This is a genomic window from Brevibacillus sp. HB2.2 (genome assembly GCF_013284275.1).
GTDB lineage: Bacteria > Bacillota > Bacilli > Brevibacillales > Brevibacillaceae > Brevibacillus > Brevibacillus brevis_D.
Genome location: NZ_JABSUV010000021.1, coordinates 84,896 through 107,948, shown reverse-complemented (window position 1 = coordinate 107,948; position 23,053 = coordinate 84,896). Strand labels below are relative to the sequence as shown.

The 23,053-nt window shown below is 46.7% G+C and carries 26 protein-coding genes, 1 riboswitch and 3 other annotated features (1 of these 30 only partly in view); of the genes, 7 read left to right on the top strand and 19 right to left on the bottom strand.

Annotation, left to right across the window (positions count from 1 at the left end; translation table 11 throughout):
- Positions 1-118, bottom strand: a binding site (T-box leader); it reaches 117 nt to the left of the window's first position.
- A 42-nt stretch (positions 119-160) separates the two neighbouring features.
- Positions 161-429: a binding site (T-box leader), on the bottom strand.
- Between the two features lie 81 nt (positions 430-510).
- Positions 511-1,878 carry an MFS transporter gene (locus tag HP401_RS16875; RefSeq protein ID WP_173605806.1) on the bottom strand — a complete coding sequence of 456 codons (1,368 nt, stop codon included), beginning with the start codon at positions 1,876-1,878 and terminating at the stop codon, positions 511-513.
- Between the two features lie 149 nt (positions 1,879-2,027).
- Here HP401_RS16875 and HP401_RS16870 point away from each other — a divergent pair, with 149 nt between their 5' ends.
- Positions 2,028-2,909: a LysR family transcriptional regulator gene (locus tag HP401_RS16870; RefSeq protein ID WP_173605805.1), complete on the top strand. Its 882-nt coding sequence runs from the start codon at positions 2,028-2,030 to the stop codon at positions 2,907-2,909.
- 49 nt (positions 2,910-2,958) lie between these two features.
- Here HP401_RS16870 and HP401_RS16865 read toward each other — a convergent pair whose 3' ends face one another.
- Both HP401_RS16865 and HP401_RS16860 read right to left on the bottom strand, forming a co-directional pair.
- Positions 2,959-3,138: a hypothetical protein gene (locus tag HP401_RS16865; protein ID WP_012684743.1), complete on the bottom strand. Its 180-nt coding sequence runs from the start codon at positions 3,136-3,138 to the stop codon at positions 2,959-2,961.
- Between the two features lie 21 nt (positions 3,139-3,159).
- Entirely contained in the window at positions 3,160-3,390 is a 231-nt protein-coding gene (locus HP401_RS16860) for a YneF family protein (RefSeq protein WP_012684742.1), read from the bottom strand.
- A gap of 161 nt (positions 3,391-3,551) precedes the next feature.
- On the opposite strand from HP401_RS16860, the gene HP401_RS16855 reads away from it, so the two are divergent.
- Entirely contained in the window at positions 3,552-4,334 is a 783-nt protein-coding gene (locus tag HP401_RS16855; RefSeq protein WP_173605804.1) for an N-acetylmuramoyl-L-alanine amidase family protein, read from the top strand.
- A 14-nt stretch (positions 4,335-4,348) separates the two neighbouring features.
- Here the strand turns inward: HP401_RS16855 and prpE are convergent, their stop codons facing one another.
- The 7 genes from prpE to HP401_RS16820 all read right to left on the bottom strand — a co-directional run bounded on the left by prpE (position 4,349) and on the right by HP401_RS16820 (position 9,889).
- Positions 4,349-5,173: a bis(5'-nucleosyl)-tetraphosphatase PrpE gene (prpE, locus tag HP401_RS16850; RefSeq protein WP_173605803.1), complete on the bottom strand. Its 825-nt coding sequence runs from the start codon at positions 5,171-5,173 to the stop codon at positions 4,349-4,351.
- A 174-nt stretch (positions 5,174-5,347) separates the two neighbouring features.
- Positions 5,348-5,977 (bottom strand): response regulator, encoded by a 630-nt coding sequence (locus HP401_RS16845; RefSeq protein WP_016742803.1) that lies wholly within the window; start codon positions 5,975-5,977, stop codon positions 5,348-5,350.
- Between the two features lie 7 nt (positions 5,978-5,984).
- Positions 5,985-7,133 (bottom strand): HAMP domain-containing sensor histidine kinase, encoded by a 1,149-nt coding sequence (locus tag HP401_RS16840; protein ID WP_012684738.1) that lies wholly within the window; start codon positions 7,131-7,133, stop codon positions 5,985-5,987.
- Between the two features lie 13 nt (positions 7,134-7,146).
- Entirely contained in the window at positions 7,147-8,037 is an 891-nt protein-coding gene (liaF, locus tag HP401_RS16835) for a cell wall-active antibiotics response protein LiaF (RefSeq protein ID WP_173605802.1), read from the bottom strand.
- A 14-nt stretch (positions 8,038-8,051) separates the two neighbouring features.
- Complete coding sequence (locus HP401_RS16830) at positions 8,052-8,630, bottom strand: class I SAM-dependent methyltransferase (protein ID WP_173605801.1); 579 nt, start codon at positions 8,628-8,630, stop codon at positions 8,052-8,054.
- Between the two features lie 94 nt (positions 8,631-8,724).
- A complete protein-coding gene (locus HP401_RS16825) occupies positions 8,725-9,420 on the bottom strand; it encodes a PspA/IM30 family protein (protein ID WP_016742807.1) in 696 nt (231 codons plus the stop codon).
- A gap of 64 nt (positions 9,421-9,484) precedes the next feature.
- Positions 9,485-9,889 carry a LiaF transmembrane domain-containing protein gene (locus HP401_RS16820; protein WP_012684734.1) on the bottom strand — a complete coding sequence of 135 codons (405 nt, stop codon included), beginning with the start codon at positions 9,887-9,889 and terminating at the stop codon, positions 9,485-9,487.
- Positions 9,890-10,208: 319 nt separating this feature from the next.
- A riboswitch (cyclic di-AMP (ydaO/yuaA leader) is annotated at positions 10,209-10,348 on the top strand.
- A 4-nt stretch (positions 10,349-10,352) separates the two neighbouring features.
- Between HP401_RS16820 and HP401_RS16815 the strand changes: the two genes are divergently transcribed.
- The 3 genes from HP401_RS16815 (at position 10,353) to HP401_RS16805 (ending at position 13,194) form a co-directional block, all read left to right on the top strand.
- The gene (locus tag HP401_RS16815) at positions 10,353-10,874 is read left to right on the top strand and encodes a C40 family peptidase (RefSeq protein WP_173605800.1); all 522 of its coding nucleotides are present in this window, start codon (positions 10,353-10,355) and stop codon (positions 10,872-10,874) included.
- A 214-nt stretch (positions 10,875-11,088) separates the two neighbouring features.
- A complete protein-coding gene (locus HP401_RS16810) occupies positions 11,089-11,808 on the top strand; it encodes a response regulator transcription factor (protein WP_012684732.1) in 720 nt (239 codons plus the stop codon).
- Positions 11,809-13,194, top strand: coding sequence for a sensor histidine kinase (locus tag HP401_RS16805; protein WP_012684731.1), 1,386 nt, complete (start codon positions 11,809-11,811; stop codon positions 13,192-13,194).
- Between the two features lie 190 nt (positions 13,195-13,384).
- Here the strand turns inward: HP401_RS16805 and HP401_RS16800 are convergent, their stop codons facing one another.
- The 3 genes from HP401_RS16800 to HP401_RS16790 all read right to left on the bottom strand — a co-directional run bounded on the left by HP401_RS16800 (position 13,385) and on the right by HP401_RS16790 (position 16,066).
- Positions 13,385-14,725 carry a cytochrome P450 gene (locus tag HP401_RS16800; RefSeq protein ID WP_173605799.1) on the bottom strand — a complete coding sequence of 447 codons (1,341 nt, stop codon included), beginning with the start codon at positions 14,723-14,725 and terminating at the stop codon, positions 13,385-13,387.
- Between the two features lie 110 nt (positions 14,726-14,835).
- Positions 14,836-15,399, bottom strand: a complete 564-nt coding sequence (locus HP401_RS16795; protein ID WP_064203035.1) for a biotin transporter BioY — start codon at positions 15,397-15,399, stop codon at positions 14,836-14,838.
- Between the two features lie 94 nt (positions 15,400-15,493).
- A complete protein-coding gene (locus tag HP401_RS16790) occupies positions 15,494-16,066 on the bottom strand; it encodes a hypothetical protein (protein ID WP_087342574.1) in 573 nt (190 codons plus the stop codon).
- A 95-nt stretch (positions 16,067-16,161) separates the two neighbouring features.
- On the opposite strand from HP401_RS16790, the gene HP401_RS16785 reads away from it, so the two are divergent.
- Positions 16,162-16,527: a hypothetical protein gene (locus HP401_RS16785; protein WP_242466647.1), complete on the top strand. Its 366-nt coding sequence runs from the start codon at positions 16,162-16,164 to the stop codon at positions 16,525-16,527.
- 117 nt (positions 16,528-16,644) lie between these two features.
- Here HP401_RS16785 and yhfH read toward each other — a convergent pair whose 3' ends face one another.
- The 3 genes from yhfH to HP401_RS16770 form a co-directional block, all read right to left on the bottom strand.
- The gene (gene yhfH / locus HP401_RS16780; RefSeq protein WP_012684726.1) at positions 16,645-16,806 is read right to left on the bottom strand and encodes a protein YhfH; all 162 of its coding nucleotides are present in this window, start codon (positions 16,804-16,806) and stop codon (positions 16,645-16,647) included.
- Between the two features lie 181 nt (positions 16,807-16,987).
- Positions 16,988-18,235, bottom strand: coding sequence for a threonine ammonia-lyase IlvA (gene ilvA, locus HP401_RS16775; RefSeq protein ID WP_173605797.1), 1,248 nt, complete (start codon positions 18,233-18,235; stop codon positions 16,988-16,990).
- A gap of 98 nt (positions 18,236-18,333) precedes the next feature.
- Positions 18,334-18,592 (bottom strand) — a binding site (T-box leader).
- A 153-nt stretch (positions 18,593-18,745) separates the two neighbouring features.
- A complete protein-coding gene (locus tag HP401_RS16770; RefSeq protein ID WP_007721585.1) occupies positions 18,746-19,087 on the bottom strand; it encodes a hypothetical protein in 342 nt (113 codons plus the stop codon).
- Between the two features lie 172 nt (positions 19,088-19,259).
- Here HP401_RS16770 and rlmD point away from each other — a divergent pair, with 172 nt between their 5' ends.
- Entirely contained in the window at positions 19,260-20,642 is a 1,383-nt protein-coding gene (gene rlmD / locus HP401_RS16765; RefSeq protein ID WP_173605796.1) for a 23S rRNA (uracil(1939)-C(5))-methyltransferase RlmD, read from the top strand.
- A gap of 227 nt (positions 20,643-20,869) precedes the next feature.
- Here rlmD and HP401_RS16760 read toward each other — a convergent pair whose 3' ends face one another.
- The 3 genes from HP401_RS16760 to HP401_RS16750 form a co-directional block, all read right to left on the bottom strand.
- Complete coding sequence (locus HP401_RS16760; RefSeq protein ID WP_041749783.1) at positions 20,870-21,139, bottom strand: hypothetical protein; 270 nt, start codon at positions 21,137-21,139, stop codon at positions 20,870-20,872.
- A 254-nt stretch (positions 21,140-21,393) separates the two neighbouring features.
- Positions 21,394-21,804 (bottom strand): YjdF family protein, encoded by a 411-nt coding sequence (locus HP401_RS16755; protein WP_173605795.1) that lies wholly within the window; start codon positions 21,802-21,804, stop codon positions 21,394-21,396.
- A gap of 502 nt (positions 21,805-22,306) precedes the next feature.
- On the bottom strand, positions 22,307-22,837 hold the full coding sequence (locus HP401_RS16750) for a GNAT family N-acetyltransferase (RefSeq protein ID WP_173605794.1): 531 nt from the start codon (positions 22,835-22,837) through the stop codon (positions 22,307-22,309).
- Between the last annotated feature and the right edge of the window lie 216 nt (positions 22,838-23,053).

Here is a 23,053-nt window from a genome sequence, read left to right as displayed (position 1 = left end):
AACGGTTTCAACCTTGCCGCTCCCGGGTGAGATTCGAGCATTTCCTGACTGCGTCGCACCTACCCGCAGCTCTCTGGACAAGAAATTCGCTTTACTAGCTCCCGTTCTTCGCGTTTGTTCTATGTCGTTGTGAAAATCAAAAAAGGCCTGCCGTCTCTATCGAAGAGACGACAGACCTTGTCTATCGCGGTACCACTCTCGTTGACCCCAGCTACTCGCCAGAAGTCCACCTCATGTACTAATCCTAGTCGATCAGCACAACCCGATCACGGAGGTTAACCGTCAGAACTTACTACTCGATGCAGCGCTACATCTAGTTCAGTCCTGCCGCTCCCGGGCGAGCTTCACTGGCTTCTCTGACTGCGTTGCACCGTCCCGCAGCTCTCTAAACAGATCAGTCCACTTACTGTTCCCGTTCTTCGCGTTATTGTTATTATTGTTTGAAATTTTATTCGGTTTATATCTGATTGTCAATGGAGGCTAGCAATAAAAATAATTTTAATTAGCAAATTAATTGAGCTCTCTCACCGAGCTGCGGCTGAACTGTCTGTAATAAAGGCAAGCGAGACCCAGTATCACGAGCACTAAAGTGGAGTAAATATTGCTATAGACCGACGCTCCTGGATAGCTATTGAGCAGATTCCAGCTTACAGCAGCTCCTCCATCAATCGACTTGCCGTACAAGGTAGCTGCAAGTGCACCTGCAATAAAGTTCAGCATTGCCAACAGTCCCATCCCGACGCCGATCTGTTCCTTTGGTAACGACTGTGAGATTGCGTTTGACATCGAAATCATCATAAACGATAATCCGACATTGCCAAAAATCAGAAAAACGGCAATGAAGAACGGGGAAACCCCCGCAAAGGAAGAGAAAAGGACAAAGCTGCTTAAAAGTAGCACAGACGCTGTGTAAAATAAATACGAATTCCCTTTCTTATCTGCAAGAATCCCAGCCTTTTTCCCCAAGAACGCGGTCACAATTGCTCCTGGTACCATGACAAAGCCAATGAGCCCCGGTGCCAGATGATTCACATCGGCCAACAACTGTGGACTAAGAAAAGCGAACGAATAGCCGCTCCCGATCATCAAAAAGGCAATGATCAGCCCGAGCGAATAGCGTTTACTCCGGAATAAACCAGGGCGAATAAATGGTTCTGCAGCCGTCCGAATCCTTACCAGGAACAGAAGGAATGAGAGGATGCACCCCAGTGCGAGCAACAAGCTCTGATTTGTAATAGCTAGCAGAAGCAATGCAATCGTTATGGCGAGAAGCCCACCACCGATCCAGTCCATTTTGACGGCTTCCCGCTCCTCCTCTTCCAAATACTTACGGAAAAAAGGCACGGCAAAGAGTGTGAACAACGGCATGCAGAACAGCCATCTCCAATCGAGCAGACTGACCAGCAAAGAGGAAAGAACGGGACCTAATGCGCTACCGATTGCCATCCCTGTCATGGAGATTCCTAGAGCTCGGCCCCTACTCTCTGGGGGAAAATAACGCACCGGAATAATGGAAGACGTCGCCGGAACAACAGCAGCTCCTGCTGCCTGCACAATTCTCCCAAAAAGCACCATGCCATAATTATCGGCGAAAAAACCGATAACGGAGCCGATGGCAAATAAAATCAATCCGAATGCAAGCAAATGCTTGAGCTTGTAGGAATCAGCTAGCTTTCCGTACATCACGGTTCCAACCGCATAAATTAACAAAAAGGCAGACGTCACCCAGCTTACTTGGCTAAAGGATAAATGAAACTCCGTCCTGATTTGCGGTAACACGATATTGAACATCGTAGCACTCATCACCGTAATCATGAGCGTAAACACGAGTACGCGAAGAACTTTTTCAGCAGATTGTTGTTGTGGTTCGGTTTGCATATTGGAAAGACACCTCTCGTTATCACCGATTTCTTCCCGGGAAGGTGATTGTTGGCCTTGCTAGATGTAGTTTATAATGATTTTAAAATAAACAAAAATATATCTTTTGACATGTAGTTGATATACCTGAGTATATGGAGTTGAATCGAATGGAATTGTTGCAATTGCACTATTTCCGAACAGTGGCCAAGTGGCAGCATATGACGAAAGCCGCCCAAGAGCTGCGGATTGCTCAGCCTGCTCTAAGCAAAACCATTGCTCGGTTGGAAGAGGATGTCGGGGTTCCGTTATTTGATCGCGAGCGGGGACGTATTCGGCTAAATACATTTGGGAAGGCATATTTGGAGCGTGTAGATAAAGCACTGAACTTGTTAGAGGAAGGTCAAAAAGTCGTATCGGATCTAGCCGGAATGGAGCATGGTCGTATTCATCTGGCAACGTCGACCTTGGATCTATTATCAGAACCGTTGGGCAAGTTTCTCGCACACCATCCCGATGTGCATTTCCAGATCACGCAAGCCACCATGGAAGAAATGGCACTCCTTTTGGAGTCAGGCGAAGTGGATATTTGCTTCACGCATTTGCCGATCAAGCTACCGGATATTTTGACAACGCCCGTATTGAAAGAAGATATTCATGTAGCTGTCCCACGCACGCATCACTTAGCCAAGCAAGCCAGCATTCAACTAAGCGAGCTGGCTGAAGAGTCCTTTATCGGCTACCGGGAGGACTTTCCCATCCAAATGCTGTATGATCAGTTCTTTCAAAAAGCGGGGATTACCCCCAAATTCGCTTGTCGGGTAGATGATCCCGGCTCTATCCAAAAGCTGGTCCGGGCAGGTCTTGGTATCGCCCTCTATGGCTGTATCAGTCGAGAGGAAGACCCTCACCTTGTCATGCTTCCGATCAAACACCCAATCTGCCAGCGACATTTTCAAATGATTCGGCACGAAAAAAGATACCTCTCCCTGGCAGCACGCCAGTTCTGTGATTTTATCGTCCAGTATTTTGCTGATTCTCTTGAAAAATAAGCCCCTTTCCAACAGAAAAAAGCCTGGCATCCTTCGCCAGGCTCTTCCCCTACTCTTGTTTTCTTTTTTTCATACGTAAAATAATGCCGTCAATGAGCAGTCCAATCCCCGCTCCGTAAAAAGGGGCCGCAAACCGAGTTCCTTCAGCAAGCGGCAGGTCTTTCAAGTACACGATAAACACACCGACAATAAAACCGATCATCGTGTAGCGCAGCCGGGTCGCCCCCATCAAACGACACTCCCTTTCACGCTACTTCCCGAATTTATTTGGCATTTTCATGTTTTTCATCGTACGACTCATTTGTTTGAGCTGCTTTTGATTTAGATTCATCCCCATTGAGCGGGCCATGGCTTGAAGCTGCTTGTCGTCCATTTGCATGTTGGACATTTGTTTTTTCAATAAATAAGTCCCTCCATAAAATCCACCAGCGAGACCGATTAACAATGTAACAATTGGAATTACCCAGTTGTACCAAGCCATCAATACATTACCATCCTCTATACGTAATTATGAACTCTTTTATTGTACCATAGTTGGGCTATCTTCTGTAAATTGTGATTAGAAAACTTGGAAAATGAGAACACTGCCCTCAACAACATCCTTGTCTCAAGCATATTCTAATAGCAAGAGGTGAAACAACCATGACTCCAATTGTGATTCTGGACGCTGGACACGGTGGCAGCGATCCAGGCGGAGGTAACAACACGCAATTTACCGAGAAAGATATGAATTTGCAAATATCGCTTTACCAATATAATCGCTTTTTGGCTCTAAATATTCCTGTCGCGATCACACGGACAACCGATGTGACTCTAACAAGTGAGGCTCGGACTGCTCTGGTTCGAAACAGTAGTGCTCGCTACTGCATATCCAACCATATTAACTCAGGTGGCGGCCGGGGCTCCGAGGTCATTTACTCGATTTATGGCTCCCCAACCTTTCCCCAATTGATCCAGGATGCCCTGACAGCGGAAGGGATGCCAAATCGGCGCATTTTTACGCGGACACTGCCAGATAATCCGCGACTCGATTACTACTTCATGCACCGGGAGACTGGTAGCGTCGAGACGGTCATCGTCGAGTATGGCTTTGCCGACAATGCGTTGGACGCAAATAAACTGCAGCAGGATTGGCGAGATCTCGCGGAAGGGGTAGTCCGGGCATTTTGCACATACGCTAAACTTCCCTACCAGCCCCCTGCGACTGCGACTCCTACTTCAACTCCAAAACCTACTACAGCACCTACCCTTGCTCCCACTACTTCTCCCGGAAACGGCGCTGACTGGAAGCAGGAAGCCGTCAACTGGCTGTATGATCAAGGCTTTTTGACAGACGAACAATGGCGTCAGCAGCCTGACCAACCTCTGCCGCTCTGGGCACATGCTGTCATCCTGAAGCGTTTATTCGAAAAGCTCAAACCGTAACATCACGTCTCCGTTTAATCATCTGCCTTAAAACGGGTCAGCGGCGTATCCGTTAAACCCGAATAGTTTCTTTTTGCTGGCACACTCACCAATTCGTCCTCTGGATAGCGGTAGGCGGTTAACTTTCCGCCGAACACACATCCTTGGTCGATGTTGATGGTGCCATTTTTTCGTTTTGGTTCTGGATGCGGATCATGTCCCCATACGATGATAGGCGAAGTCACCTTTCGTTCTTTTGCCCATTCTCTGCGGATCGGGCGCCCATCCGGCCCCGTCCCTGCTACATCGCCATATCGGCAAAACGTGTAGACCGCAGGCGAATCCATCCCTATGTAATCATCGCGAATCCCCGCATGAACGGCGACCACTACTATTTTTTCATTTTGTTTGATGATCATGTGCGAAGGAGAAGAAAATAGTAATCTACGGCTCTGCTCGCGCAGCAAAGAGGCCTTCTTCGGTCCGTATTCTTGCTGATACAACCGAATCTCCTCTTCTACCTTTTCATCTCCGTGAGCCAATGTCACTGGTCTGCCATCCAACCAGCGGGCTACTTTCCACCCGTGGTTACTATCTACCATTTCAGCCAGGCCTGCCGTGACATGCTGGTGAAAAAATTGCAGCATTTTGATTGAGTAAGGTCCACGACTCGTGATATCACCGAGGGAAAGGAGCTTTCGGCCGTGGGGATGGCGATATGTACCGTCTGGGGCTCGTTCATATCCCAAGCGTTTGAGCAATTCTATAAATTCGTCGTAACAGCCGTGAACATCCCCAACGATATCCACACCATTGTCAGCCGAAAGCACCTTGGAGCGTGTTTGAGGTTTGTGCCTCATAGCCCGTCCCTCCTTTCCGTAATCTCTCATTCGTTACTTACTATCTTTACCACATCTACGAAAAAAACTCACGGTTTGCACACAAGAAAACGGTTTAAACAAGTAAACGCGCGAAAAAGCCCCTGTTTGCTGAGGAGCTATTTGGCGCGTTTACTTAAAGATGATGCTATGTGATTAACCTAAGCTATGTGTATGCACATAAATGGCCGCTTGCGTGCGATCCTCCACGTTCAGCTTGGCAAGAATGTTGCTGACATGAGTCTTGACTGTTTTGATCCCGATAATCAGCTCATCAGCAATTTCTTGGTTGGACTTGCCCTGACCGATCAGCTTCAAAACCTCCAACTCGCGCGGCGTCAGCTGTTCATGAGGATGAGACTCTTGACCGTGACGGAAACGGGCCATGATTTTTCCTGCTACCCTCGATTCCAGAACTGGCTCACCCGCGGCAGCAGAGCGAATTGCTTTTGCAATTTCGGCTGCACGCGAAGTCTTTAACAAGTAGCTGAATGCCCCCGCTTCAATGACCGGATATACCTTTTCGTCATCAATAAAGCTAGTCAAGACAATAACCTTACTGGAAGGGCAGCTTTCACGAATACGTCGTGTCGCTTCCACACCGCCGATGCCTTCCATGACCAAATCCATCAGAACGACATCTGGGAGCAGTTCTTGCGTCATTCGCACGCCTTCTTCCCCACTGCCTGCCTCTGCTACGACTTCAATATCGTCCTCTGTAGACAAATAAGCAGCCAGACCCATCCTAACCATTTCGTGATCATCTACCAGTAGTACCCGAATCACCGAGCCTTCACCCTTCCCGTTCCGTCTGTAACACTATAGGAATACGCACCTCAATTTGCGTCCCCTTCCCAATCGCCGAGTAAATCTCCATGGAGCCTCCAACCTCTGCTACGCGCTCTTGCATGCTGCGCAAACCGTAGGACGTCATCTTCTCCCCATCCGGATCAAAACCAACACCGTCATCCGTTACTCGCAGGCGAACCTGCTCTTGCAGTGTAAATAGCTTCACTGCAATCTGGGTAGCTCTGGCATGCCGCAATGTATTGGACAAGGACTCCTGCAAAATACGGAACAAATGATCCTCAATTCCACTCGGCAAGCCTTCGACGTCTTCGATCTCCCAAGTCAGCTGCATGGTATTTTTACGCGTCAGCTCATCTAAAAGTTCCAGAATAGCTTCTTTCAATGACTTGTTTTGTAACGTAGCCGGGCGAAGGTGCAAGAGCAACGCCCTCATCTCTGCTTGTGCAGCTGCTGCCATCTCTTCGACCAATTCAATCTGTTGGGCTGCACGCTGAGGATTTTTTTCTACAAGCCGCTTCATCGCCGCAGTCGTCATGGCGATGGCGAACAGCTGCTGGCTGACTGCGTCATGCAGTTCTCTCGCCAATCTCTGTCGCTCCTCAGTTACTGCTGCATGCTTCAATTGCTCTGCGAGAGCCGCATTGTGGTTCGACAACCGCTGCAAAGATGCTACTTGCTCTTCCCATTGCGAAGCCAAGCGATTGATCTGCCATCCTAATTCGCCGACTTCATCAACGCCCAATTCGGGAACCCGATATGACAGCATCCCGCGTCCAAGCTTCATAGCAGCTTCCCACAGTACACTGAGTCTCTTTTTCAACAAATTGCCGATGATATAGGAAATGATCAATGCCACTAAGACACCTGCCGGCAAAGAAACAACAAAAGCAGCAAGCTGAATCAAGCCCTCTGGATCGGTAGGCAGATTGATGCCTATATATTCTGCCAGCCACTTCACGAGGTTGCGGTCGCTAATTATTTCGTTGTACCACCGATGAATCCCGGGGTGATCTTTCCATAAAAAGTATAGCCAAAAGAAACAAATAAACGCGGCAGTAATTGCACTGACGGCCAGTAACATGCCATAGCGCACGTATTGCCACTGAATACTTGCCAATCGCTGTCGACGCATCCGCCAGTACCTCCTAGATGTACTTGACTTTTATATCGCCGACAAGCAGCGAGATATGCAAGTTTACTTTTTGCAATGCTTCATCATACTGATCAGAACGAATCTTAACACTGCGATTGATACCTCCCTGCCGGTGGCTTAGCACCTCCAGGTCACCAATACTCAAGCCTGCCGTTACCGATACAGGAAGATCGATAGGCACATAAATCGTCACATCGCCTACCCAGCCCTCTACGACAAGAAACGCCTCATCCCGCATCAACACTGCCCGAGAAAGATCAATCACAACATCCCCGATTCCATGCCAGACATGCAAGTAACTCAGTTCAAAACGCCCGGAAGTCAGGTGATAATCCCCAATCAGAGAACTGCGGGAATCTTTTGGCAACATGTCGTCAGGTGATGAAGACATTTTTTCGTGATGAGGAATTTTGCCACCAACATGCTTCCATTTGTTCCAGTTGTCTTGCCAAGGGCGTTCCGCTGTTGAAACGTTCACGTCATTCGGGACACTCGCATCACTAGTCAAAATCGTCTCCGCAGCAGATGGGATCCCACTCTCTCCCAATGGTTGATTCACACGCTGATCTCGTTTGCTGTTCTTGCCCCGAATCAACTGAAAGCCGAAATAAATAAACACGATTGGTACTGCAATCTGGAACAAATCATCAATTCCGACACCGAACCACATATCCGTCGCGATGATGGTCCCAAGAGAGAATAGAATCCCTCCGCCAATCCGATTTTTATTCCCCCACAAACGAAGGCCAAAATAAATAAGCACCATCGGCCACAAATCAAACAGACCGAACGATATGATACCCAAACTGTCTAACAAAAGACCGATTCCCGTAAAAATAATCAGGACACCAGCCAACATTTTGTGTAAACGGGACAGTTTCACAAAAGTCTCCTCTCTCACGCCCCACGCTGATCGTTTTCACTTTGTCCATTACGACATGTATAGATGAATGCAGGCGGAATGTTCAACAGGGTAAAGTCGATCTTGACCCAGGGAAAACGATCCTGCAACTCAGCTTGGAGTTGTAGCGAATATTGGAATGTAATAAATAGGCCCCCTGGCTTCAGTACAGATTGAACTTCGTCCAGAATTGCTGCCCGCAGCTCTTGTGGAAAATTGGCGAATGGCAGACCTGAGATAATGACATCTGCACCTGCAAGGTCCTGCTCCTCCAAGTAAGACCTAAGTTTAGTCGCTTCCTCCCTGATAGCAAGATCGGGAAAACGTGATTGAAGCATAGAGCGAAATTGGGAATCTCGTTCCACGAGCACGTACTGTGTGCCGGGATGCAAGCGCTGATAGATCGTTTGGGTAAATGCCCCTGTACCAGGTCCCAGCTCCAGGATCACATCGGTTGAAGCCCAATCGACGCTTTTCAACATTTGCTCACATAAAAAACGAGAGCTGGGGATGATACTACCGACGCGTCCAGGCTCAGCGATAAACCGCCGCAAAAAGACCAAGAAGTCCTGCAAGAATCGTACCTCCTAGGGGAAAAGCAGCCTGATGTACACAGGCTGCCGAATTGACACAATCTATTCTACACCTTGTCCCCCAGTTCCTGTTGAATTAGGATTGTACTGGTTTGGCTACCGGTGTTTTTACTTCCTTAATGGATGCTTTGATGCTGGCAAGTTCTGCATCGAGATCATCCTTTTCCAGTTCAGACAGAGCGTTCTCCCAAGCGCGGTTCGTTTGGCGCCATTGCCCGCTCATTTGCGCTTCTGCTTCCATGCGCATGACTTTCTCTTCCATGCGAGCGAAGCCACGGCCTGCGGACTGATTGCCGATACCGACAACTGCTTGATTGACTTGCTTTTGTGTACGAGCTACTTGTGCACGTGCCATCAGTGTGAACTTTTTCGCACGCATTTTATAGAACTCTTCCTTCAGCTCAGCCAGCTTCTCGCGCATTTGCGTAGCTGACTCGGATGCTGACAGGTAGAGAGTTTCATATTCCGCTGCACGGCCTTCGTACTGCTTCTTGTCAGCGAGTGCTCGACGAGCCAACTCGTCTTCTCCTTCAGTCAAGGCGAGCTTGACTTGGCGATCACGTTTTTCGATCAAAGCATTGGCTTCGTCCAATTGCTGGCGGAATTTCTTTTCCAGTGCAACCTGACGGGCAACCGCTACTTCAACTTGTCCGATTTCTACTTCCATGTCACGCATATATTGATTCAGCATTACTACCGGATCTTCCATCGAATCCAATGCATCATTTACCGAAGCTACTGTCAGGTCACGCAAACGTTTAAAGATACTCATTATTTTTTCCTCCTCATCATATCACATCATATTGTTCATCCAAAAGACTCTTGCGACATTGGCGTTACTGTGGGCGTCTTCTTACATCTCTCTCCCAAGTGTCCAGCGTATCTTCCTTTAATACTTTTTGGGCCCATTCACGCTCCCAAGCAGGTGGCGCTTGTTTAGGTTCTTGGCTGGGACGCAGTAAGCGATATCCCAGATAAATCACCCCAATGGCCAGAAGCGCGTGAAACAGTAGGTCAAGCTTGCCAATCAACATCAGGAACCCGAATAGGAAGACCAGGATTCCCCAAAATCGTGAACCGGTTTGTCCCATGATCTTTTTGGCACCGTATATCATGATCACGCCGGGAATGATAAACCCGAGCAAGTCTCCGATATCGATACCAACCAGATCGAGAAGAACCAACCCACCGACTAGCAGCAGAACCAGCCCGAGTAGTACTTTGCCAGACCGTTCGCTCATTACTCGCTTACCTCCATTCGTTTTGCATGTGGTGCTTGTGGAACGTTATGCCCTTATTGTAGCCCTCGGTATAGGCTTCCCATAACGGGCGTGCGGTTGGTTTTTCCCTCCGTCCTTGGACGGAGACATTTTCCTGCCTTAATCGGACGAGCTCTCCCGCAAGGCAGGAATAAGCCCACGTCGAAAGGCGGCTTGCACTGTCGAACGAAAACGTTACAGCATTTGACGCTATCTTTGTGACGAATATGTGAATGAACAGATAAAAAGAAGGAAAAAAAGGATTGGCGTAGAATCTTCGTAAGAGTGCGTGTAAAAAAACATCGAAAAATAGCCGAATTCCGCTTAGCGGAAACGGGGGAACCACGTTTTTGGGGTGAATGGTTGCTACTCCTAGCAGCCTAGGGCGTCCTTTCGACCGAACCCTTCAGCTAACCTCGTAGGCTCACGAAGGGAGCAGTTTCTTTTGCGCAAGATGGTTTTATCTTTATTTATGGCTGGATTACTTACTATGGGGGCAGGCGCTGCACAGGCTGCTGAGGAGAATACTCTCCATGAAGTTGTCAGTGACTTGTACGGTACCCCTTACAAATCTTCCGGCTCGTCCAAAAAGGGCTTTGACTGCTCCGGTTTCACGCGCTACGTATTTGATGCGTTAGGTGTAGACCTGCCTCACAATTCTGCTTCCCAGTACGAGTTAGGTACAGAGGTAGACAGAAAAGATTTGCAACCAGGCGATCTCGTATTCTTCAATACGAACGGTCGCAGCATTTCTCACGTGGGTATCTACATCGGAGACGGCACATTCGTGCACTCGGAATCTGGTCGTGGAGTCGTCAACACCAAGTTGAACGATCCATACTACTGGAGCAAGCGTTATGTAGGCGCCAAGCGTCTCAGTGCTCCTGTTCTAGCGAAAGCAGAAACTCCGAATAAGGAAAAAGCGGTGCAAGCTGCATCGTTGCCGGAAAAACCAGCTAAAAAATAGTCATTCGGCAAAATAATAAAAGCCAGGGACACTACGTCTCTGGCTTTTTCTGACGAAATTTAGTACCTGGTCTAAAGAGGTACCCTCACATATTAGAACAACTTAATAACTTACGGGGTTTCTTCCCCTGATAGGGGCAAAGCATGTTATGATAGACAAGACCCATTCTTTGAATGGTATTCCTTATTAATAGAAGTAACTGGGGGTTGTTCCGGTGAAAGATCACATTTTAATTGTCGATGACAATCTGGAGATTATTGAACTGCTAGAAGACATTTTGGAGAACGAGGGCTTCAGCGTTTCCTCTGCTGAAAGCGGAGAAGATGCACTCTCGTTGCTCAGCCAAGGTGAGCGTCCCAACCTGATCCTTTTGGATATTATGATGCCCAACATGAGTGGCTACGAGCTCTGCTCTCAAATTCGCCGTGAGTGGGATTTACCTATACTGTTTCTCAGTGCAAAAGGAAAAGCGGTAGATAAGGTAGTCGGCTTCGAAATCGGCGCAGACGATTACATCACGAAGCCTTTTGATACAGAAGAGCTACTCGCTCGCATTCGTGCCCACCTTCGTCGCTATGAGCGCATTCGCAAGCATACCGAAGAGCAGCCTGAGAAGGAAACAGCCTCTTCTCCAATTACGGTTTTGAAATTCAAGGACTTGGAAATTCATAAAGAAACGTATTCCGTATACGTATGTAACCAAAAGATCGAGCTCTCTACCAAGGAATTCCAACTACTCACCTTCCTCGCAGAAAATGCGGGCATCGTCTTTACAAGAGAGCAAATTTATGACCGTGTTTGGGGATATGGTTATGGCTCGCTCAATACAGTGACGGTCCATATTAAAAACCTCCGTGAGAAGCTGGAAACAGAACGTCAATTCATTAAAACACAATGGGGGACAGGCTACGTTTTTATCGGGGAGAAGCTTTAAATGAGCTTGCGCAATAAAATTTTTCTCTCCTTCATTGCCTTGCTCACACTCAACATTTTGTTGTTTAAATTTGTTTTTCAAGACATTATTGTCGCTCAACTCAAAAATGACCGGCATAATCAGTACCAGGCTGAGAAGGAAGCCGCAGAGAAGGTCATGCTCAATCAACTGCTTCTCGTCAGTAATTTCAAGGACCCAATCGAACGCATGGAGCTTGAGAAGCAGTTGCCAGACGACGTGATGTACCGCATGCTCGTGAAGGATGCCAATGGAAACACTATCTACAGCAAAACATCAAGCGCCTATAATTTAAAAATGCCTTCCCCCTCCTCATCAAGCCGTGGCGATTCTGCTAAGCAAAATGACCTCAAAGTGGTGGCTGAGTACCATTTTCAGCAGGAGCCACCGCGTACAGGGGAGATTGTTGTTTATTTCTACACGGATGATTACGACATGATGGCTACGACAGGGGTTTCCATGATGCTTTGGTTTATTTACGGAAGCATTAGTCTGGTAGGATTGGTTCTGCTCGCTTTGTTCGTTCGCTGGATACTACGGCCGGTTAACGAATTATCGCGCGTCACCCAAGAAATCCAGGAAGGGAAGCGGCTGGTCACATTTACGTATCGATCGCATGATGAATTTGGGCAACTCTTTCGATATTTCGGGGAAATGGTGGATGAGCTTCGCTTAGCGGAAGAAAGACAGGCTGAAATGATTGCTTCGATCGCCCACGACTTCCGTACACCTCTCACCACGATCAAAGGGTATGCCTCATACATCGGCTCTGGTCGCGTGACGGATATGACCAAAATACAGAAACAGATGGGCAAGATCGAGCTAAAAACGACGGACTTGGAAAAGCTGCTGGATGAGCTGCAGGACTTCACCACGCAAAGCTCCGAAGTTCGACTCAGTATTAACCGCATTCATGTCAAAAGCTTCTTGCGAGGAATCATTGAGGACTATTTGCCAAGAATCAAAGAGGCAGGCCTCACGTTTCAATGGAAGCTGCGAATCTCCAATGAACTACACATCGAAGCGGATGAGACTAAGCTGCGCCGTGTCATGGAAAATTTGTTGAACAACGCCATTCACTACAACAAACCGGATGGCTCCATTTACCTTACTTGTGATCAGCGAGAAGGACATGTCCTTTTTACTGTAATCGACAAAGGAGAAGGAATCGCCGCTGAAGACTTGACGAAGATTTTCACCAAGTTTTATCGGGCGGAAAAATCACGAAATCGCAACAGTGGAGGTACAGGCTTAGGCTTAACGATTTGTAAGAGCATCGTCCGGCTTCACGGCGGAGATCTGATGGTAAACAGTGAATTGGGAATGGGAAGCAGTTTCTCCTTCACCATCCCCTTCTTCCACGGGTAGCTTTCTCAAGCTACCCTTACTTTATATAGATTTATTCTCAGTTAATTATTTCTTTATATTTTACTTGTAAAATCATTTTTGTAAGCATGTTGCTTTCAGTGATAAATAACCCCCAGTTCGGTATCTGACACAATCGGCGAAACCGTAGTGATAAGATGCCTCTTTTTTTGCCCCTAACTTCCATTTTTTTCTATCTCTTCTCCAAACGCATCGGCAGTCCGTTCTTGGGACGCAAGGTGACCAACGGCTCGGGCTCCACTGTCTGGTTCGGTTCAGCCAGTCGTAGTCGATATCGCTGTGCAATCGTCGCCAGTAGCAAAGCTGCCTCCATCAAAGCAAAGTTATTCCCAATACAAACACGCGGCCCGCCGCCAAACGGGAAATAAGCATAGGCCGGATTTCTTTTTAAGAGGTCGCTGTCAAAACGCTCTGGAATGAATTCTTCAGCCTGCTCATAATAGCGTGGGTCACGGTGCATGACATATTGGCTCATCATCAGTGTTTCCCCAGGCTTGTACGTGTGACCGCCGATCTCAACCTCATCTACCACTTCCCGGTTAATCGTCCAAGCCGCAGGATAGAGCCTCAGCGTTTCCTGTACTATGAGATTCGTATACTTCAGCTGCGGAAGATCTTCGACTGTCGGCAGCTTATCACACAGCACCGTCGACAGCTCGTCATGTAGCTTTTTCTCCACCTCGGGATGAGTAGCCAGCAAATAGAAAATCCACGACATGGTATTCGCAGTCGTCTCATGGCCAGCTACAAAAATGGTCATGACCTCGTCACGCACCTGCTCGTCTGTCATTCCCTCCCCATCATCCTCATCACGCGCAGCCAAAAGCATTCCCAACAAGTCCTTGTGCTCTTCTCCTTGGCTATTACGCCGCGCTTCGATCAAGGAGTAGATCGTTTTGTCCAGCAGCTCACTCGACTCTAGGAACTCCCGATTGCTTTTAGTAGGTACGGACAACGGAATGTCGATAAACGAGGAGCCTTTGTTTGCCACATATTTCAAACCGACATCGATGGCATGTCCAATCTGATCGGCGCCTTCCTTGACGGTTTTGCCAAACATCGTCTCCGTAATGATCGCAAGGGTTACTTTCATCATGTCCGAGTGAATATCGCGCAGCTCCCCGGTTTTCCAATCCGACATGAGATCAACTGCTTGCCGGACCATCACGTCTCCGTAGGTGGCGATGCGATCTCGATGAAAAGCTGGCTGCATAAGTCGCCGTTGTCGCAAATGCTTTTTTCCTTCACTGGTAAGAATTCCATCTCCTACAACAGCTCGGGCAACCTGTAGTCCTTTCCCTTTTCGAAAATGCGCCTGTTTGCTGACCAAAACCTCTTTGATGTGATCTGGATTCGTTAACAGATAAATATGGCGGGAAGGACCGAAGCGAAAATGAACGACTTCTCCATGCTCTTCTGCCGCGTCGCGGATGAACTGAAGCGGCGATCGGCGAAATGCCATCAAGTTCCCTGAGATTGGAAGACCTTTTGGGCCAGTGGTCGTGATATTCATGCGTCTCCTCCTTTTTACATGCAAAATCCTACCGATAGTATCCGGCACGTTTAGGAGATTATGCGAAAAAAAACCACCCGAACTTCGGGTGGCTGACGAAATCATTTTGTTTATCGTGTAACAGGCTGATCTGTACGCAACAGGCGAGAAGCAATCAGTCGCTCGCGTACCTTGATGCCAATCAGAGAAGCCAGAACAGCTTTGACAACCCCTACAATGAGGAAAGGCGTTACACCAAAAGCGACAGCTTTATCCCATGGAATGTCCATGACGTATTTGAGCTGTACAGCACCAAAAGCGAGTGCGACAAACATACCAATGATATTGGCGATGATGGCGTTTTTCAAGGTGAATCTTGTTTTCTCCAAGTAGAGCCCAGTCACATAAGCGGTTGCAATAAACCCAAATATGTACCCGCCGGATTTTCCGACCAATATTTGCAATCCGCCTTTTGCCTCGCTGAATACAGGCAATCCGACTGCACCGAGCAAAACATAAATAACCAAAGCAAGTGTCCCGTATCGTTTTCCCAAAATGGTCGCCGTCAGCCCTACCGCTAACGTCTGCGCGGTAATCGGAATCAACGGCAAAGGAATCGTCACCTGCGACAATACCGCAGTCATTGCAGCAAAGATGGCAGAGAGCAATAGCCATCTCAAGCGTTCGTTTCTCATGCGTACTAGCCTCCGTTTTGTTAACTAAAAATAATATAAGGTTAACAAAATAATAATACGCATCTGCCCTTTTGTAAATCCCCGTTCTGTCCGCTTACCTTTTTGCTTGTTGATCCATGTATAACTGTAGCTTTTGAAGTGACTGAACCGTATGATCGATTAATTCGTTCAAGTCATCGATGTTGCCTTCATCGATTTTCCGATGAAAGTCCAGCGTCACCTGATTGGTTATTTGCTTCGGCGGCCAATCGATTCGATGCTCTTCTAGCTTAGCCGATACTTTCTGCGTAATATACGGTCGCTGCCCCCAGATGTCATTGAGAATCGATGTGATTTCTCTCGCTTCGGCGGGCACATCTCTGTAATTTTCCATCTGCAAGAAAAAATGGATGCAAATCGTACATCCGATATGATCCGTCAATGGCTGTTCTAGCTGCTCGGCCGCAATATCAGCTAACTGAGTACGAAGCTGCATCTCAGCACGGACAGCTGTGGTATGCTCATGTTGATCAGCCAGTTTGAACTCGATCTGAAACTGTCGATGGAACGTAGCCATATCCATGACATCCGAGCGGTTCGTAATCGTGATTGCCCCTTCGAAGTCCCGGTCGTATACCGCACCTTCCAACACAACCCTGATATTGTCAAAAACAAGCGGATGAAACATCTCGCGCCCTCCTTTTCCCAGGCGTTCCGGCCCTTTCTTTTACAGTATATAGCATGCCTGCTTTCTCCATGTTTTGCAAGCAGACCGACTTCCCCATGGCGGCGTCTTCAGGAGAATGGTACCATGAGAGTGATCCAACCTTTGAGGTGACAGCCATGTTTTTAATCGGAATTCTAATCGTTGTTGCAATCCTTGGTGAAATTATTCATCGTTTGAATCCATGGAAAAAGCCAGAACCTGCGTATGAGGATCTCGTCGCCCAAATCAAACAGACAGACTGGTACCAGGAGCTTTCTCGTGATCAGGCATGTCGTTCCGTTCTTGACAACGATCCGCATGTCCAAGCCTACTATGCGAGTACGTATGAAGCCAAACGTCTCCTTACACAAGAAGGCTTTCAATTGGGGCTGATTGATTACGTCAAGCAGGAAGCTGCAAAGCACGCCGATAAACCGCGCTGACATGCGAAAAAGCCGTTGTTATGGAACAGCGGCTTTTTCTTTGAATCAAAAAACAGGTATACCTGCCATGGCTCATGCCCTGTGGTATACCTGCTTCATCCAGTATTTATGCTCGGCTTAGCGTTTTTGATGATAGTATTTGTAAGCGTCAAAGGATGCTTGCTCTTGGCAAGGTGCGCATTCTGTTGCATACGATTCAGCTTGTTCGTGGATCATCTGACCGCAAGCAGCACAGCATTTTGCTTCGAGATTGCGAAAGAAAGAAGTGATCGGCGTCATGATTAAAACCCCCCGTGTGTTATTATCTGTATTGTATTACAACAGCATCTGTTTTATAAAAGTTTGTTATAATACATTACGCCGATTTATCTTTCTCTCTCGCTCATTCTCTCTTTATTGCTCCTTTTTTCGCTGTATTCATACATTTTTGTAAATTCCGCATCTGTTGTAACACAACGGCCTAAATCAGCAGATTGAACAAATACGGATCATTCGTAATCTCTACATAGCGGATACCATGCTGCTTCATCCGACTGACTAATGGCTGATAGTCATCCTTGCATTTCATTTCAATGCCAACCAGCGCCGGGCCATTTTCTTTGTTGTTCTTTTTCGTATACTCAAACCGGGTGATATCATCGTGCGGCCCCAATACTTTTTCCATGAACTCTCGCAAGGCTCCGGCACGCTGTGGGAAGTTAATCACAAAATAGTGCTTCAAGCCCTCATGCAGCAGGGAGCGCTCCTTGATCTCTTGCATCCGGTCAATGTCGTTGTTTCCCCCGCTGATGACACACACTACGTTTTTCCCGGCGATTTGATCCCGGTAGTAATCGAGAGCGGCAATCGACAGGGCACCCGCAGGTTCCACGACGATGGCATTGCTGTTATACAACTCCAAAATGGTTGTGCATACCTTGCCTTCCGGGACCAGTACGATGTCATCCAGCAGCTCCTGACAAATACTCATCGTTAGCTGCCCTACTTGCTTGACAGCTGCACCATCGACAAACTTGTCAATTTCATCTAAGGTGACAACATCGTTTTGCTCCAGAGCGGCTTGCATTGAGGCTGCTCCTGCCGGCTCCACGCCAATGATCTGGGTGTTCGGGCTGATGCCTTTTACGTACGTTCCCACACCCGCTGCCAATCCACCACCGCCGATACTCATAAAGACGAAATCAGCCGGTTCCTCCATGTCATTCATAATTTCCAGACCGACTGTTCCTTGTCCAGCTACCACCAATGGATCGTCAAACGGATGAACAAAGGTCCGATCTTCCTGAATGCAGTACTTCATCGCCTCTGCAAATGAATCATCGAAGGTGTCCCCGATCAATACAACCTCTACATAGGAGCCGCCAAACAGCTTGACCTGCGATATTTTTTGGCGCGGGGTGGTCGCTGGCATAAAGATCGTGCCCTTAATTTGCAAATGGTTACACGAATAAGCTACACCCTGCGCATGATTGCCCGCACTCGCACAGACGACACCACGCTCCCGCTCCATTGTGGAAAGATTCCGCATAAAATGATAAGCACCGCGGATTTTGAAGGAACGAACGATCTGCAAGTCTTCTCTTTTCAAATACACGTTGCAGCCGTAGCGCTCAGACAGCACTTTGTTTTTTTGCAAGGGCGTCTTCTCCACCACGTCTTTTAATGCATGATTGGCTACTACAATGTCTTCCACTCTGACCGTATGCATATATATGTTCCTCCCAAATTCCTTCTCTTTTGTAATAAGGACCAGACCAAATCAAAAAGCCCTCGCCCCAACCAGCTACGCACAATTTGCGCACGGCTGGCTGAGGCGAGGGCATCGCGGTACCACTCAGCTTCTCTGTCTTCCTCACGAAAAACAGACTTTGGCAGTTCACTATGAAACTCCCGTCCGATAACGAGGACGAATTCGTTGTCCTATACTCACTGCTACACAAGCTGATTTTCCAGGACAATGCTCCAAGGTGATTTTCAAAACAGGCTGGCGGCCATTCTTTCAGCACGGGGAACGGCTCTCTGCACGCTGCTTTCTGTTTCTACTCTTCCTTTTCAACGCTCATAGATACGAACTATTCGAATTAGTTAAACATTCTACGCCGAAACCCACTAGTTGTCAATCTTCTTGTCATTTGGCAGGAAAGCAAGGACAAAAAAAACGGGTTCCCTTTCGAGCTAATGCACTCAAATCGGTACCCGTTTTTCTTTTCGCTACATCCTATACTGCTTCGTAAATCGCTTCGTAACGCTTGCCGATTTCTTCGTCAGTCAAACCTGCTTCACGCAGACGGCCAATCAGAGCATTCGCCCAAATCTCAGTGCGCTGTGCCATTTTTGCGTATTTTTTCGCTTCCTTCACTTTGCGTTTGGAGCGATCTTCACCGTTTGACTTGAGGTTGTCGAGGATGAACAGCATGTGCATCGTATCTTCCTCGTTTAGCGTTTCCCAGCTATCGTTTAGAAACGCAGTTACCTTTTTGTAGTAGCCATCAAACTCGTCAAAAGAAATCTCAGTATCCATGTTGAGATATTCTTTCATTTTTTCAAATAGATCTTGCATCTAGCGTCACAACTCCCTCATTATTCTCCGCACTATTATAACAAAAACATAGCTGGACAGGAAGTTTCCATTATCTGAGAGGTTTTTCGAGGTACCTTCTCGCATACATGCAACGTCTCTCGTAATGCTCTATAATAGGGAAATACTGAATTGCTTGAGGAGAACGGAATAGATGACAACGCATAAAAAAGAACAAGACGCCAGCATCCGTGTCGGCCAGCAAATGACGCTCACGATCAAGAGCTTGGGCATTAATGGCGAAGGGATCGGCTATTTCAAAAGAAAAATCGTTTTCGTAGAGGGTGCCCTCCCTGGTGAGGTCGTCCATGCAGAGGTCACCGAGGCAAGAGAAAAATACGCGACCGCGCGTCTTTTACGAGTCGTTGAAAAATCAACATCTCGCACGCAGCCCCCCTGTCCGGTCTATGCGGAGTGTGGCGGATGCAGCTTGCAGCACATGGATTATGCCGCACAGCTCGCAAGCAAGCAGGAAATCGTCATCGAGTCACTGCGCAAGTACGCTCGACTGAATCAGCCACCAGTCGCCCCTACGATTGGTATGGATAACCCGTGGTCGTATCGAAATAAAGCACAGTTTCAGGTAGGCAAGGAAAAAGGCAAGCTCATCGCTGGACTGTATCAAACAGGCAGCCACAAGCTCGTCAACTTGGAAGGCTGTCAGGTGCAGCATGAAGCGACAACGAAAATCGTCCAAACAGCGAAGCAAATCGTCGAGGAGCTCGGGATTCCGATCTACGACGAGAAAAAACGGACGGGCGTTATCCGCACCATCGTTGCTCGTGTTGCTTTTGCTACGGGTGAAACGCAATTAACACTCGTAACGGCTACCCCAGAAATTCCACGGGTGAAAGAACTGCTTTTGGAGCTCCGCACGAGATTGCCTGAGCTGGTAGGAATTGCACAAAACGTAAACAACCAAAAAACGTCACTCGTTTTTGGTGACAAGACCGTATCCTTATGGGGCAAGGCTTCCATCGCTGAAAAGCTAGGTGAGCTATCCTTCGACTTGTCGGCTCGTGCCTTCTTCCAATTGAATCCCGAGCAGACACAAAAGCTGTACAATCAGGTGAAAATGGCAGCTGGACTGACTGGAAAAGAGCTTGTGCTCGATTTGTATTGCGGGACAGGGACAATTGGCTTATGGCTCGCTCCCTATGCCCGCGAGGTTCGCGGGATCGAGCTGATTCCTGAGGCTGTCGAGGATGCCAATCGCAATGCAGAGCGTAACCAAGCGGCGAATGCCAGCTTTCACGTGGGGCGTGCCGAGGTCTTGATGCCGAAATGGGCCAAGCAAGGGACTCGACCAGATGTCGTCGTAGTCGACCCGCCGCGGACTGGGCTGGATGATGCGCTGATTCGTTCCTTGTTGGATGTGCTGCCGAAGAAGATTGTGTATGTGTCTTGTAATCCTTCTACGCTGGCGAAGGATGTTGGGAAGCTGATGCAGCGGTATGAGCTTGTGAGTGTGCAGCCGGTGGATATGTTTCCGCATACGGCGCATGTGGAGTCAGTGACGCTCTTGACGTTGAAATAGGTGTTAAAGAAAAGGCTAAATTCCCTTGATTAATGGGAGTTTAGCCTTTCTCATTTGAAATAGTAGATTTCTTTTTTGTCGCTTTTCGGAGGTTTTGGAAATAATTTGGCGAAATAAGGTATTTTGAACTACTTAGCTACAAAATAGTTTCGTTTTTCGGGAGGTAAAAATGGGTAATCAGAAATAAATCTCTACAACTGCACTCTAATGAAATTGGACATAACGAGCTATCTCTCTGAACTCTTAACGAACTTTATCATCAATACACCATCTTGCTGTTCGGCAGAATAACAATTTTCGTTTAAATTTTCCGTCGAATATTGATATTCGAGAATTGCATCTGCCATTTCTTGAGTGAATCTCCCCTTAAAATACGGTATATTTATCTTAGTTCCAACTTGAAAGTCTTCATCACAACAATTAATATCAATGTGTTCTATTATCGTTTTAACTGGATCGCTTAAATCAGCCCATTTTAAATTACATTGATTATTCACCACTTTCTTCCCCCTTAAAATTATCTTTTCATTACATCAGAAGTTAAGTCAAAGGTGGTGACCCCCTCCTTTTAGACAGTCTACAGAAGCACAAGGCAAGGACAATTACAGGAGTTGTTTCCCCCTACATTTCAAAATTCTCCTTTCTATCAAGCTTTATGAACAGGGCTTTTTACATAGCAAAAAGAAGCGGGGCTATCACCACTAAAAAAAGATGATGATAGCCCACGTACTTGAATAAAAAACTCTCCAAATTATTTACCACGATGCTTAGCTTTAGCTTTTTGAAGTCTTAATTCTCTTTTTCGTTCCTTCATTTCGTCTCTTTGCTGACGAGTATATACTTTTTTCTCTTTTTTTCTCTTCTCATGCTCCAATTTCAAAGCCTCTTGAGCATAAGAAGAGATTCCTTTCATGCTTAGTTCGCGAGCCACTTGTCTGGCTAACCGTTTTGGATTAACCCTTCGGTCACAAGAGGTATGAATATCCACCTCTTGTGATAATTTGTTTGTGACTTCGTGAATATTTTTCTGGATGAACTCCAGAATTTCAATATCCTTTGGTTCAGAACCAAATAAATATCTGCCTGCTTTTAACCTGCCGTCATCATTTTCCTCTACAACACCTACCCAAAATTGACCATCAAAGTAGACAGTCAGCTTCATAAATCTTCCCCCTCTAAAAGTATTACGGGTAACGATGGACATCCCGAGGGGGGAAGGTTACTGACATGGACAAAATGACCATGCGTTCGGACTACCAACCGAACCGTGTTTTTTCGTTCCCGTTGCAAAATTACTGGCTCATATTGTATCATTCATTCCCTAAAATTTCCACAGGAACGCCGCCCTAATACACGACTTATCATATCGCCTTCATTCGTTACACCCTTTCCTTTATCTTGACAGGAAGGGTAATATCGCAAAGGCTATGTATGCAGCAACTATTAAAAACATGAAATACATGCTTGGCTTGCAGTCAGCACAGCGTAAAGGAAAAGGAACTCATTGAGGTCGTTTTAACACACATGCAGAATAATCAAATGCCCTTAACTCGAAAGTCGCGCGAGGGTTAGCCCTCAGCGCTCACTTTTTGCGTTGTTCCAATCCGATTCACAATACATTAGGGTAATCGAAAAATAGTTTCTTCACCTATGCTTCCTTTAAGTTAGTATGGAAAGGTATCCTCTATTATTGTTTTGGTATTGTTCTCCCAGTCCTCTCTTATCATGGCATACCCAACAGAATCAAATAATTGTCCGCCTTGTCTCCAGGATCTACGGTTATAAGATTCTTTTACAAATCCGCTATTAAAGAACGTTTTTCTCATCGCAAAATTATCATATCTGGTATGACCCTCGATTCTAATAATATGAGTGTACTTCTTGAATACATAAGTACTTAACCAATTAAGGACATCCTTTGCTATTCCTTTGCCTCTAAACTTTTCTTTCAATCGCAAATCGAATAAACATATGGGATCTTCTAAATCAAAAACTCTTATTAAACCAATTTTTGTATGATTATCCATGATCCAAAATGTTTGGTTCCCATTTTCGTTATAATTTCCGTTGGCTACATTTTCTCTTATAGACTCCTCAGTAGGATTCTCCTGTCCATGAAAACTCCATGTTTCTGATGTTAAAAATTCTACTAATTCATCAACCATTTTATTTTCAAACTCTAAATATATGTACATCGTTCTCCCCCCTTGAATGGCTACCTTCAATTAACTGAATAATTTTCCAACAATTCATATAACTCTATCATTCCACCATATCATATATCTGTTATCCCTACACGACGCATGTGGAAAGTGTGGCTCTTTTTGTAGACATAAATAATTGAGATTTATTGTAGTAGAGGGCCTCCCCTGCTTTTTTATCAGGCTATAATCATATTATGGATGAAACTA